Consider the following 13,547-nt stretch of genomic DNA (forward strand, 5'->3'; position numbering starts at 1 on the left):
GGGTGTTTAGCGCTCCGGTTGCGGGGCACTTCAGGCCGGTTTAGGGTGTGAGCCATGAAGTTGGGGGACTTACTCGGGGCACTCGCTCGCGGCATGCACGTCGTGTCCTTGTGCGCAGGCCACACGCGCGAGGAGATGCTCGCGCTGGGGGGCGACGCCACGCATGGCGCGGCAGCTCGAAGGACTTCACCGCGTTTATTTTGGCCAGACTGCTTTCACTGCCAAGCAGCGCCGTGCGCGGGAGACGGACCATGCGCTGGATACGCTGCTGCAGATTGAGCGTCATGTGGCACGCGTCAAAAACTCACGCCAAGCTTGGGATCTGCGAGTGGAATTGTGCTCGACCCCCGAGGGCGAGATTGCGCGCGTGGCGAAGCTAAGACTCTCGGAACTTAAACCCGAGCCTAGCCCCGGCGTCCGCGTGCGACGCAGTGCGGGAGGCATGCACAAACTCATCATCACGGACCGTCCGCGCGCGATTGCCAATCTGGTGGGCACACTTAAGGCCACCTCCGACGACCTGCTGAAGGCCGTCCACGAAGTCTTTTCCGGCGGCGGCGCACCGAAGCCAGCCTTGCATGCGCACGTGATTGTGCGACTAGAGCAGCTGGACAAGATTGTGCGCGGTGAGGGCGACGATATTATTCTGCAAGCAACTGACGGCGGCACCATGACCGGCGCTGAATTTCTCCGCACGCAGTTTGCCGAGCGAGGCTTTGTCTCGCTCTTCCACCCGGTCGAGGGGCCGGTGAATCTGTATTACGGGAGCCGTTTTGCCAACGATAAACAGCGACTTTTGCTCAGTGCAGAGCATCCGACGTGCGCCTGGCTCGGCTGCACACGACCAGCCGCGGAGTGCCAGATGCACCATATAAGGCGCTGGCAGGATGGCGGACCGACCAACCTCGACAACCTCGTGCCGCTATGTAAATATCACAACGCCATCAATGACGATGACCCCGCCCGACCCACATATCGCGGGCGCATCGACCGAGTTGAGGGCCGTATGGCATGGCTGCCTCCCGACGGCGCTCCACCAATCCCCATCCCCAGCCCGGTCTGGGATTAAAAAGCCCCTCCACAAGGAGGGGCTAGAAGCGCTGGCTTACTTCGAGCTCAGGGCGCCAACGTTCACGCCAGCCTGGTTGAGCAGCATGATGACGAGATTGATGATGTCGCCACCGAGGTCAAGGGCGCTAGAAAGCATTGGGGTTCTCCTTTGATTGAATTCCTAGACTTTATGCCTATCGTACGAAACGGTCCCAAACGTTACGCCCCGTGCCTGGGGCGCGCGGCGGAGGCTTAGGTCGCCCAGTGAGCATGCATCCCGGGAGCAGCTAACACGAGGCAGTTAACCCCCAGGACGCTAGAGCGGGGAGATGGTGTGCTTCTTGGGCAGGTCCTTCTCTTGCTTATCGGCAAGCTGGCGCAGCGCGCGGCGCAGGGCCAAGCGCGACTCGGAGGGCTTAATCATGCCATCGAGGTATCCGCGCTCCGCGGCGACATAGGGTGCGGTCATGGTCTCGTCGTAGAAGTCCATGAACATCTTCTTCGTCATCGCGCGTTGCTCTGGGGTCTCGGCGGCCTCGAGCTGCTTGCCCGCAATCATGACCACGGCGGCGGCCGAGCCCATCACGGCAATCTGGGCCGTCGGCCACGCCAGGTTGATATCACCGGTCAGGTTCTTCGAGCCCATCACGGCATACGCGCCGCCATAAGCCTTGCGCACGATGAGCGAGACCTTCGGCACGGTGGCCTCCACCACGGCAAACGCAAACTTCGCGCCGCGGTGAATCAAGCCCGCCTTCTCTTGGTCCACGCCCGGCAGGTAACCCGGCGTATCCACCACAAAGACCAGCGGGATGTTGTAGGCATCGCAAATACGGATAAAGCGCGCGCCCTTATCGGCGGCATCCGCATCGATACAACCCGCTGAATGCATCGGGTTATTGGCCACAAAACCCACGGCCTTGCCATCAATGCGACCAAAGGCAGTGATGACGTTGGGGGCGTAGTTTTCCTGAATTTCGATGAGATCGTCATCGTCGCCAAGCTGCGTGAGCAGGTCCATCATGTCGTAGCCGGCGTTCGTATCATCCGGCATGAAGGAATCCAGCTCGGTGTCCTGGGCTACCTCCTCATCAGAAGGCGCATCGAAGACCGGGGATTCGTCGAAGCAGGTCAGAGGCAAATGATCCAGCAAGTCACGAACTAGGTCGAAGGCCTCATCCTCCGAGGGCACCACGACAGACACGTTGCCGTTGAGCTCCTGCTGGCGCGCGGAGCCCAAGTCGTGGGAGGAAATTTCCTCGCCCGTGACCTCCTTGATCACGTTCGGGCCCGTCACGTACATTTCCGCCTCACCATCGACGGCGATGATGAAGTCCGTGGTCACCGGCGCATACACCGCACCACCAGCGGACTTACCCATCATGATGGAAATCTGCGGGCTACGGCCAGATAGCGGCAGCTGGCGGCGGGCAATCTCGGAGTACATGGCCAGAGACGTCACCGCGTCCTGGATGCGCGCACCACCGGAATCCTGGATACCGATAACCGGGCAGCCAATCTTGATGGCCAAATCCATGATGTCGGTGACCTTCTTACCAAAGGTCACGCCCACGGAACCGCCATACACGGTCTTATCGTGCGCGTAGATACACACCGGGCGGCCATTGATGCGGCCGTGACCAGTGACCACGCCGTCGGAGTAAATCGCATCCGGGTCACCGGGGGTCTTGCCCAGGGCGCCGGTTTCGACGAAGGAGCCTTCGTCGAGAAGCGCGGCGATGCGTTGGCGCGGAGTCGAACGCCCAGCCTCGTCGCGGCGCGCCCGGGAGCGTTCACTGCCGGGATCCTGGGCGCGTTCGAGGCGCTCGCGTAGGTCCGCTAGCTTGTCAGCGGTGCTAGTCACTTCCGAATCTTCTCCTCGATCCATTCCTCCATGTGCTTGCCCACGATACCGATTGCGGGCTCGTCGGGAACCGCCAGGTGGTCGCCCGGCAGCTGCACAATCTCCAGATCCTTCACGATAACGCCCCAGCCACCGTCCGGGTTAATCTCCGCATAGGCAGGCTCGAGCTCGATGGCGCCGTCATGCATGCGCTCGGAGCGGAAGAGGATGACGGGCGCGCTTACCGACGCCCACCGTCCCATATCCAGCGAGCCCAGAATCTGGTTATCCACGAAGGATGCGCGCTGGTGCTCTAGCACGCCGGCGGACAGGCCGTGCTCAGAGGCGTCGGTGGAGCTAAGGAATTCCGCGAGCATGGCCATGAGTGCATCCTCGCCCACGGTCTCCAGCATCTCGTAGGGCGGCTCGAAGTCGAGGCCATAGGTCTTCTTGGCGAAGGCGGCGTAGCGCCCCCAGCGGGCCTTGGTTTCCTCCAGTGTCTTCGGCGCTGGGTTAGCCGGCTGGGTGGTATCCAGCAGAGCGATAAAGGCAACCTCAGCAGTATCCTCGCCGCGAGCTTGACGCTCCTGCAGCTGGTAGGCCACCTCGTAGGCTAGCGCTCCGCCGAAGGACCAGCCGCCGAGCACGACCTTGCGCCCGCGCGCGTAGTGCAGGATGTCCTCGATATAGGCGGCGGCGCGATCCTCCAGGCTGCCCTCGATGCGCTCCACGCCGTAGACGGCGACGTCGGCAGGCAAGCGGCGGGTCAGCGGCTGGTAGACCACGGTGGTGCCGCCGGCCGGGTGGAACATGAAGACGGCCGGGCCATCGGCCTCGCGCAGCACGCGGATATTGCCTTCGACCTCGGTCTCCAGGCCCTCGCGGACCAGGTCTGCCAAATTCTCCAGGGCTTCGGCTTCCTGGACCTGCTGTGCGGTGACCTCGATGCCGGCGCGCTCGGTGAGGCGCTCGGCAATCTTTGCGGCGACCTCATCGCTGACCTGCGGCAGCGCAGAGGTCACGCCGGCCGCGGCCTTGCCCGTGAAGGTGGCCCAGGTACCAAAGACCATGCGCTCGGAGGCATCGCGCGGTGCGACGCCTACGCCTTCGCGGTTCTCGTCCATGCCACCGCTTTCGCCGTTCGGCTTATCTGCGCCGCCCTTCGCGCTCACGGTGGTGTCGTTCGCGCCGGTGCGGTCAGCCTCGGTGAGCGCGGAAGGTGCGTCAGTACTCGCGGTTCCAGCTTCAGCAGCCGCGTCGGCCGGTGCCTGTGCGGCAGAACCGGGCTGCTCGGACACGGCCTCTTCAACCATGGTGATGACGTCGGCGAGGGAGGCGTCGCGAAGCGCCTGCACCTGCAGCGGCGGAATCTGGAAGTCATTCTCCACGCGGTTCTTGATGCGCATGCCCATGAGCGAATCCAGGCCCAGGTCAATGAGCGGCAGCTCGCGCGGGAGATCGGAGACGTCGTAGCCCATGGACTCCGACACGATGAGTGCCAAGCGCTCCTCCACGCTCTCCGTCGCCGGGTCCCAGCGCACGGCATCGGCGCCCACGTCGGGGTCCGCGAACTGCGGCGCGGTCACAGCCTGCGGCAGGCTCGGCTCCGGGGCCGCAGCGGGTTCGGCAAGGTTGAGAGTCGAGGCAAAGCCCTCCGCAACAAGCTTGGTGCTTGCTCCGTCCACGTAGTGCACCGCCAGCGACAGTCCACCCAGCGTGCGGCGGACAATCGTGGTGACCTCGCCCTTCGCGGGCAGGTCGAGGTGCTCCTCGCTCGCCGCGATATGGGCGCCCGGGGTCACGGCCTCGGCGGCAGCCTCCAGGATGGCCAGCGCGCTCGGCGCCTGGTCGGCGTTCGTGGAGAAAGCCACCGCGCCCTCCGGCAAGCTCACGCGCGCACCCGGCAGACCGGACACACCAGAAGACGGACGAGCATTGGTCCAAAAACGTTGGCGGCGGAAGTGGGTATGGGGGGCGTCGACAAGCGCGCCGGAGCCAAAGACCTTAGTGTAATCCACCGGCGTTCCAGCAACGTAGAGCTTGCCCAGCAGGTCCAGAAGTGACTCGGTGGGCTCCACCTTGCGCTTCAGGCTGTAGAGCAGCTGCGCATCCGCCTTGCCCGCGGCAAAAGCGGTGGACATCAGGCCCATCAGCGCAATCGGGTTCGGGGAAATCTCCACGATCTGCATGTGGCCGGCCGCGAACGCCGCTTCCGCCGCCTCCTGCAGGTAGACGGGCTTGCGGGTCATGCGGATCCAGTAGTCCTCATCGTGCAGCACCGCACCGGGGCGGTAGACCTTGCCGCGGTCCACGGAGGAGAAGAGCGTCGTGTGCAGCGGGCGGGTCTCGATGCCAGCGATTTCTGCATAGAGCTCACCCAGGAGCGGGTCAACGGCGGAGGTGTGGCCAGCACCCTTGACATTGAGCGCGCGGGCGAACTTGCCCTCGCCCTCGAGGCGCTCCACCAGCGCGAGGACCTCCTCACGCGGGCCGCCCACGGTGGTCATGCCCGGGCCGGTGTACACGGCAGGCTCGATGGAACCCGGCAGGGCGTCAATCTCCTCGGCGGAAAGCTCGACGACGGCCATGGCACCCTGCTGGTCCTCCGGCAGCGAAGCCTCGCCCTCGCCCATGAGGCGCGCGCGGTGGCAGGCGATGAGCATGGCGTCGGCCGCCGTGATTCCGCCCGCAGCGTAGGCCGCGCCGATTTCCCCCATGGACATGCCGATAACGCCAGCTGGGTGCACCCCGAAGGTGGCGAGCAGGTCCGTCAGCGCAATCTGAATGGCGGTGATGGCCACCTGCGCGGTTTCGGTGTTGTAGGTCTGGGCGTCGTCGTGCACCAGCTCCAGGATGGACCAGCCGGATTCGCGCTGCACGATGGCATCGAGCTCCTCCAAGCGCTCGGCGAACAGCGACGAGACCTCAATCATGTCCTTGGCCATCTTGCGATGCTGGGAGCCGAAACCGGAGTACATGAAGACAGGTCCGTGCACCGTCGGGGAATCCGCCGCGGCGATCCCGACGGAGACGGTCCCCTCGGAGACCTGACGCAGGCGCTTGACAGCTTCCTCGCTTGACGACGCCGTTACTACCGCACGCGAACGCCCATGGTTGCGGCGCGCGAGGGTGCGGGCCAGGGAGAGCAGGTTCGGGTTCTCCGCTTCGATGTAGTCCGCCAGGTGAGCCGCTGCCGCGGCGCGGCGGGATGGCAGCAAACCGGAGACCGGCAGGGCTACTGGCTGGCCCTCGCCGATGGCGACCTGCGGGGCATCCTGGTGGGTCAGCCCGCGGTAATCCGTAAGGACGACGTGCGCATTGGTGCCGCCGAAACCAAAGCCGGAAACACCGGCGATTTTCTGGCCGGAGTATTCAGGCCACTCGCGTGGATCCTCGACCACTTCGAGGTGCTCGGCGTCAAAATCGATATAGCGGTTGGGGCCCACGTAATTGATGTTTGGTGGGATGACGCCGTGGCGCATGCCTTCGATGACCTTGATGAGGCCCACGACGCCAGCGGCGGACTCGGAGTGGCCGATGTTGGTCTTGGCGGAGCCCAGCAGGGTCGGGTTGGCGGCCTGGCGGCCCGGGCCCAACACGCGGCCGAGCGCGGTGGCTTCAATGGGGTCACCGAGAATGGTGCCGGTGCCGTGGGCCTCGACGTAGTCCACGTCCTGCGGGCGGATGCCGGCGTCGGCGTAGGCGCGCTCGAGGACGTCGACCTGCGCGTCTGGGTTGGGGGCGGTCAGGCCGTTGGAGTGGCCGTCAGAGTTGACCGCGGAGCCCTTGATGACGGCGTGTATGGTGTCGCCGTCGCGCTCGGCGTCCTCCAAGCGCTTGAGCACGAGCACGCCCGCCGCATCCGCGCGGACGATGCCATCGGCATCATCGGAAAAGGCGTGGATGGCGCTGGTGGGGGAGGTAACCCCCAGCTCACTAAAGCCGATGGAGGCGTGCGGCGAGGCCAGGATGTTCACGCCGCCGGCGAGGGCCGTATCGGCCGCACCCACGCGCAGATCCTTCACCGCCTGGTTGACCGCGACGAGGGAAGCCGAGCACGCGGTATCCACGTTGAGGGAAGGGCCGCGCAAATCGAAGGCGTAGGAAAGGCGGTTAGCCACGATCGCTGAGGACGTACCCGTCATGGCATAAGGGTGCATCTCCGCCGGGTCGGCGGTAATCAGCATGCCGTAGTCATTGTTGGTGGAGCCCATGTAGACACCGGTGGCGGTGCCGCGCAGCTGGTTGGCGGGCACCCCGGCATCCTCGAGAGCTTCCCACGCCACCTCTAGGAGAATGCGCTGCTGCGGGTCCATGTTGGCTGCCTCCAGCGGGGAAAGGCCAAAGAACTCGGCGTCGAAGGAGGCGATGTCCTCGATGTAGCCGCCGTCGGTGTTTTGCTGCTCCATCTTCTCGCTGGTAATTGGGTCGGAGGAGTACTCCGACCAGCGCCCGACGGGCAACGGGCCGGTGCCCGCGCGGCCCTCGACGAGCATGGTCCAGAACTCGTCGACGTTCTTGGCTCCCGGGAAACGGCCGGCATAGCCGATGACGGCGATATCCCCGCCCGCGAGGGAAGCAGAACGCGGCGAAGCCTCACGCGGCGCGCTTTCTGCCGAGGTGCCGGCCGCGCCGTTGACAAGGCGCTCGGCCAGCTGCGCAATGGTGGGGTACTCGTAGGCCACGGTGGGCTCGAGCTTAATCCCGAGGAGGTTTTCTAACTCGCCGGAGAGGACGACTGCGTCACGCGAGGACAGCCCGAAATTCTCCAACGGTTTGGTGTCCGTGATTTCCTCAGCTGATAGGCCGGTGGTCTGCGCAACCCAGGTGCGCAGCCAGCCACGAAGCTCTTCAACGGTCATAAATCTCTAGCTTTCTTACGCGGACTAAAACTAACTAAATGTGCGGTCGATTTTGCGCAGCACAAAAGCGCGCACATCGATGCGTATATAGGGGTTATCGGACAATTATCCCACTTTGTTAACTTGGGTTTCATAACCGACATACCCACAGGCAGCGACAACCCCCGCTCCGCGGTTGCGCGGAAACGGGGGTTGAAAAGGCGTGGTTTCGGAAGGCCTAGGAAGCGAGGTAGCTCTTCTTCGCCACGCGGCGGGCAATCTTGCCCGAGGAGGTGCGCTTGATCTCATTAGCGTTGAACCACTGGATGACGGCCGGCGTCACGCCGTGGTGCGCGGAGACTGCGGAGCGGATGGCTTCGGACGCGGCGGCATCATCGGTTGGGTTGGCACCGTCGGCGCGCTCAATGAGCAGCACGAGTTCCTCGGTGCTACCACCCTCCACGGAGAAGGCCGCGATGGAATCCGCACGCACGTGGCCCGAGGCCTCCTGCACGGTGCCTTCGATGTCCTGCGGGTAGTGGTTGCGACCAGCCACCACGATGAGGTCCTTGAGGCGACCGGTGATGTAGAGCTGGTTATCCACGATTGCCGCCAGGTCACCGGTGGCCAACCAGTTGTTATCCTCCGGCGCGTTCGGCACGCGGGAGCCCTCTTTCAGGCGCTCCCCCAGCGTGTTGTGGAAGGTCGAGGTGGTTTCCTCCGCGCGGTCCAGGTAACCGGCCGCGCGGTTATCACCGTGGAGCCAGATTTCGCCCACTCGGCCATCCGGCAACTCGGCCTTGGTCTCTGGGTCCACGATGGTCAGGTGCTGAGCTACGACGCTCTGACCACAGGAGGCATAAGCCACGGAGTCCGCGGACTTCTCCACGATGACCGCCTCGCCGTCGGCCAAACGCTCGCGGTCGAAGTGGGAAATAATCGGGCGCTCCAATGTCTGCGGGGTGGTCACAATCAGCGAAGCCTCCGCCATGCCATAGGAGGGGCGCAGGGCATCGCGGCGCAAGCCGTACTCTTCCTTGCCGAAGGTCTCCCAGAAGGAATTCACCGCGGACTCCGTGACCGGCTCCGAGCCGATCACGATGCCATCGACGTTGCTGAAGTCCAGCGTCTCACCTTCCGCCGGGGCGCCGTAGCGCGCGGCGAGCTCGAGGGCGAAGTTGGGAACCACGGCATAGGTTCCCTGCAGCTGCTCATCGATGGGCTGGCGCTTGAGCTGGTCAATCCAGCGCTTGGGCTGCTGTACGAAGTCCCGCGGCGTCATGATTTCCAAGTTGAAGCCCAGGATGGTCACGAAGGTTGCCAGGATGATGCCCATATCGTGGTGCATCGGTAGCCAGGACACCACGCGCGCCGGCATCTTGATCTGCACCGCGGTGAAGATCTGCAACACATTGGTCATGATGTTGCGATTGGTCAGCAGCACACCCGCTGGGGTGCGGGTGGAGCCGGAGGTGTACTGCAGGAAGGCCGGGTGGTCCACCGGCGCGGTCTGCAGCGCGGCCAGGGCCACCTTGCCCTCCTCGGTCTCCAGCGGGTTCACCCAGCTCTGCGCCAAGGAATCCGGCAGGGAGTCGATGGAGATGATGCGCGGGCGCTCAGACGCCGGGCGGTCCGCGAAATAAGCTCGGTTAGCCGCAGCTGAAATGTTGTTGGTCAGCACGATCGACGGGTTGGCATCGCCGAAGACTGCCCGCAGGTGATCGGTGTGGCCGGGCTCGTTCGGATCGTAGAGCGGAAGCGGCGTCATGCCCGCGTACATCGCGCCGAGGAAACCGAAGATGTACTCGGGAGAGTTGCCCGCCAGGATCGCCACACGATCCCCCATCTTGCCTACCTGCTGCAGGCGTGCTGCTACCGCCTTGATGCGGGTATTGACCTGGGAGCGGGTGATATCGCGCGGGGTGCCCTCCGGGTTATCGGTATAGACCCACTGGCGCATGACCGGGCGATCCGGGATTCCCGCCTGCTGCTCCGCGGCATAGACGTGTTCAGCGAGCCCCGCCAACGTCAGGTGAGGCGGCAGGGCAATGTTGCCCTTCTCGTCGAAGAACTGGCCGATCAAGGCTTTCAGGTCCATGTGGGAAAGCTCCTTCGTAGGGTTGAGAGGGGCACGCACCCCTACTTCACGTACTTTTGACATTGAAAATATCAGAAGAGATGTGCCGAGCGTTACATGGCACGCGGTGGAGGTGGGGTGCGGGGGCGTCGCCAAGCACTACTGCGCGTCGATGGTGTCCTTCGCCCACTGCGTGACCCACTGATTGGCCGTGGTGCCTTCGATGACGTCCGGATTGTAGGCATACAGTGCATGAACACCGTTGGCGTCGATGAGATCACGCGCGCGTTCGAGCCCGTTGCTGACATCCAGCGGGGCATCACAAATCGAGTCATTCGGCGCACAGATTTGGAAGGTGCGGTCCGCCAGCGCCCCGAAGCCATTGGCGCGCTCACCGCGCATCGTGGCACCCGGGACGATACCCTGAATCAACGTCGAGACCGGCTGCAGGGCAATCTCCGCGCCCACACCGCCGACGTGCGCGCCCGGGTTAATGCCCACGCCATCCTGGCGCCGCCCATCCGCAATGAGAGCTACGCCCGCCACGCTTTCTGCGGGCACGGGACCGTTACCGCCGCCAATCCGGTCCGCCACATCACCCGCGATGACCGCACCCTGCGAAAAGCCGCTCAGGATGAATTTCGTGTTCGGGCAGGTCTCGTACATGTAGGTCAACTCGCCCTCGAGGCGCGAGGTTCCCTCGTTGCGGGAATCGTCGTAGCTCATCTCGTGCTGCGCGTTGATGTTCTTAAACTGCGCGGTGTACGGCAGCGTCCACACCTTGACGTCCTCGGGGACGTAGGCCTCCTTCAGAGGATTCGTAATCGACAGCATGAAGGAGTTCGGGTTCGCGCCTGGGTTAATGGGATCATCGTCCGCAGCGGATTCCCACGTTCCCGGAGCGGAGATAAACTCCACGCGCGGGCACCAGTCCGGTTGCTCGGGGCTCGCGTCCCCCTCCTCCTGGGAGGGGGCGGGCTCCGCCAGGTTCCCTTGCTCTCCTTCCTCATTGCTATTGAGAAAGTGGACCGCTCCCCCGCCAATCACGGCTAGGAGAACAACGACGGCAAGGACGGTGAGTGTTTTACGCATGAAGAAATTTCTACCTTGACAAGGCGCGGGATTGGCTGGAAAATCCCTGCCACATTACTGAGCGCAGAGCTTGTTGCCCTGCTCGGTGATGAGCTGGACGACGTCCTCGTGGCTGAGTTCCGTGCGACCCTGCTCGATGAGCTGCCCGGCCACAGCCGGCACGGTGACGGCATCGCCCTGGCAGGAAGCTTGCGCAGCCCCCACCAGTTGGTCTTCTACGCCGTCGATGTTCACACCTTTCTCAGCCACTGCAGCCAGGAAGTCCTGGTCCGGGCCTTGCGCGGGCGCGGGCGTTGGGATTTCGGAGATCTCGCGCGCACCACGGTCTTCCGGCTCCTCGCCTGGCGTTCGCTCGGCCGAGGCGGATGCAGAGCTTTCGGATGCCTTGCTTGCCGACGATTCACCACTCGCCACCGAGGAGCGCTCCAGCGGAGCCACGGAGGTTTCGGTGGCATCACCCTCGTCGACGGTGGCGGAACCGCAAGCGCTCAGCAAGGTGCCGGCCGCAAGCAGCACCGCCGCACCAGCTGCTGCGGTGGGTCGGGCAGAGAAAAGACGCATGACAGTCCCTACTTCTTATCCGCCTGGACCTGGCCCATGACCTCACGGATGACGCCGTGCTGGAAGGACTGAGTCAGTCCGCCTGCCGGAATGGAGGCGTAGTCCTTGGTGGGCCAGCCAAACTCACCCTGCTCCCAGCCGTGCTTGCCCCACTCATCAAAGATCTTGCCCTTGAGGATGTAGTGCGCGCCGGAATCCATGGACCAGTAGATGTTGCCGTGTTCGAATTCCTGGAAGAAGCCGCCGTTGACGGCCGTCTCCTCGCCCACCGGGTAGCCCAGCTCGGACTCGGCAGCCTTCAGCTCCTTGTATTTCGCGCCGATGGCACCGTGCACGATGTGGGTGGAGCCATCTGGGTTGCGGGTCAGCACGCCGTTCTCGAAGTCCTGGACCTCGCCCTCGCCAACCTTGCGCGGCTCGGACACCGGGTACTTGAGGTCGCCGCCCTCGAAGCCGTTCTTGCCCCAGGCATCGAAGAGGTCCTTCGAGATGGGCCAAGCGCCGGTCTCCGGGGTCCAGTAGATGGAACCGTGCTCGAAGTGGACGTAACGGCCGCGGCCGTCCGGGGTCTTTTCCTCGCCGGTCTTCGGGAAGCCCAGCCAAGAGGTCGGGCCACCGAGCTCGGAGTAGCGCGCACCAATGCGGCCAATGACGGCGTGGGCACCGGTCTCCGGGGACCAGTAAGCGGTACCGGCCTGGAAGTCCTGGGCCTTGCCGCGATCGGCAACGTCATACTCGTTGTTCACGCAGTCACCGATAATGCCGGACTTGGTGGCCTCTGCAATAGCGCCGATCGGGGTGCAGTCAGCGCCGCGGTCACTCTTGTCCAGGCCGAGGGAATCAGCGATGTAAGGCCAGGCCTCGGTCATCTCGAACTGCCAGTACTCCCAGCTGTGAACGCCGGTCGGGCGGAACTTCACGACCGGCTCGACACCGGCGCGCTTGGCGTAGTCAACGAAGGTCTGGGTGGACATGCGGGAGATTGCCTCTAGACCCACGCCGGCCATGTTGGCCTTGCCCTTGGCCACCGAACCAAGCTGGCCGTAGTCATCCTTGCCGTTGCCAGCGGAGACATAGACCTTCATGTCCTTGAGGTTCTCGATGCCCAGCTTCGGATCGTGGTCAATCCAATCCTGGGAGTAGAGGTCACCCCACATGTTGGTGGAGGTGAATCCGCCAGCATCAGCCTGGGCAGCGGTAATAGCCTCCGGCATACCCGTGGTGGTGGTATCGAGGTAGCCCGAGAAGGAGCCAACGTACTTGAAGGCCCACGGGTTCCGCTCGGCCAGGTTCATGGCGGCGGTACCACCCATGGAGATACCGGTGACGGCGCGCTTGCCGTTGGAACGGTAGCCCTTCTCCAGAATCGGGATAAGCTCCCGCATCAGGAAGGTCTCCCACATGTAGTGCGTGCCGTTGTCCTCCTTCTGCCAGTCAGAGTAGAAGGAGGACTCGCCGCCCACCGGCATGATGAGGTTGACGTTGCGGTCGGCGTACTGGGACAGGATGTTGGTCTCGATAGTCCAGCCGGACTCGTCATCGCGGGCACGCAGGCCGTCCAGCGCCCAGACCTCCGGGAAGGTCTTGTCCGGGCTGGAGTACCAGTCACGCGCGAGCTGAATCTGTACGACCTGCTCCTTGTCCGGCATGGCGGCGGACTTGATGTAGACCATGAGGTGGCGGTTGGTCAGGTACTCAACGCGGGAAACAGATACGCCCTCCGGCAGGCCCTCAATCTCCGGGTATTCGGTATCTACCGGGGTGCGCTGCGGCGGATTAGAGGGAGCGAAGGAATCGGAAAGGTTGGAGCTGCCTAGGAGATCAGTAATGCCCTCGGTGGAGGAGCTGGACGACTGCGCGTTGGCGATTGGCAGCAGCGCAAAGCCCACTGCCACGGCGGTGGGCAGTGCGGCGATGGTCAGGCCCTTGCGGGCTGCGGACGGGGAACGCAGGCCGGACGCCTTGGCGGACCGGCGGGGCTGAGTTGACGCAGTGTTCGGCATTGAAGAGTCCTTGTAGGGGTAAATCGAGATGAGGGCACGCGGTGCCGCGAGCGGGCTCCGCAGGTTCCCCTCCTGCGGAA

Annotated in this window: 7 protein-coding genes; 1 reads left to right on the forward strand and 6 read right to left on the reverse strand. The window is 64.0% G+C overall.

The features are described from left to right. The first annotated feature begins 163 nt into the window (after positions 1 to 163). A complete protein-coding gene (locus CAURIM_RS11895; RefSeq protein WP_236659369.1) occupies positions 164 to 1,069 on the forward strand; it encodes an HNH endonuclease signature motif containing protein in 906 nt (301 codons plus the stop codon). Positions 1,070 to 1,366: 297 nt separating this feature from the next. On the opposite strand, the gene CAURIM_RS11900 is transcribed toward CAURIM_RS11895, so the two are convergent. From CAURIM_RS11900 to CAURIM_RS11925, 6 genes are all read right to left on the reverse strand, one after another. Continuing rightward, a complete protein-coding gene (locus tag CAURIM_RS11900) occupies positions 1,367 to 2,914 on the reverse strand; it encodes an acyl-CoA carboxylase subunit beta (protein WP_284847604.1) in 1,548 nt (515 codons plus the stop codon). Then, positions 2,911 to 7,755: a type I polyketide synthase gene (locus tag CAURIM_RS11905; protein ID WP_201828990.1), complete on the reverse strand. Its 4,845-nt coding sequence runs from the start codon at positions 7,753 to 7,755 to the stop codon at positions 2,911 to 2,913. The genes CAURIM_RS11900 and CAURIM_RS11905 overlap by 4 nt, the downstream gene beginning before the upstream one ends. 217 nt (positions 7,756 to 7,972) lie before the next feature. Next, entirely contained in the window at positions 7,973 to 9,832 is a 1,860-nt protein-coding gene (locus tag CAURIM_RS11910) for a FadD32-like long-chain-fatty-acid--AMP ligase (RefSeq protein ID WP_201828989.1), read from the reverse strand. Between the two features lie 138 nt (positions 9,833 to 9,970). Then, positions 9,971 to 10,903 (reverse strand): cutinase family protein, encoded by a 933-nt coding sequence (locus CAURIM_RS11915; RefSeq protein WP_201828988.1) that lies wholly within the window; start codon positions 10,901 to 10,903, stop codon positions 9,971 to 9,973. Positions 10,904 to 10,957: 54 nt separating this feature from the next. Further along, a complete protein-coding gene (locus CAURIM_RS11920; RefSeq protein ID WP_070443293.1) occupies positions 10,958 to 11,464 on the reverse strand; it encodes a hypothetical protein in 507 nt (168 codons plus the stop codon). An 8-nt stretch (positions 11,465 to 11,472) separates the two neighbouring features. Beyond that, complete coding sequence (locus CAURIM_RS11925) at positions 11,473 to 13,386, reverse strand: alpha/beta hydrolase-fold protein (RefSeq protein ID WP_371325727.1); 1,914 nt, start codon at positions 13,384 to 13,386, stop codon at positions 11,473 to 11,475. Positions 13,387 to 13,547 lie beyond the last annotated feature (161 nt).

The organism is Corynebacterium aurimucosum (assembly GCF_030408555.1).
In the GTDB taxonomy this organism is placed as follows: domain Bacteria; phylum Actinomycetota; class Actinomycetes; order Mycobacteriales; family Mycobacteriaceae; genus Corynebacterium; species Corynebacterium aurimucosum.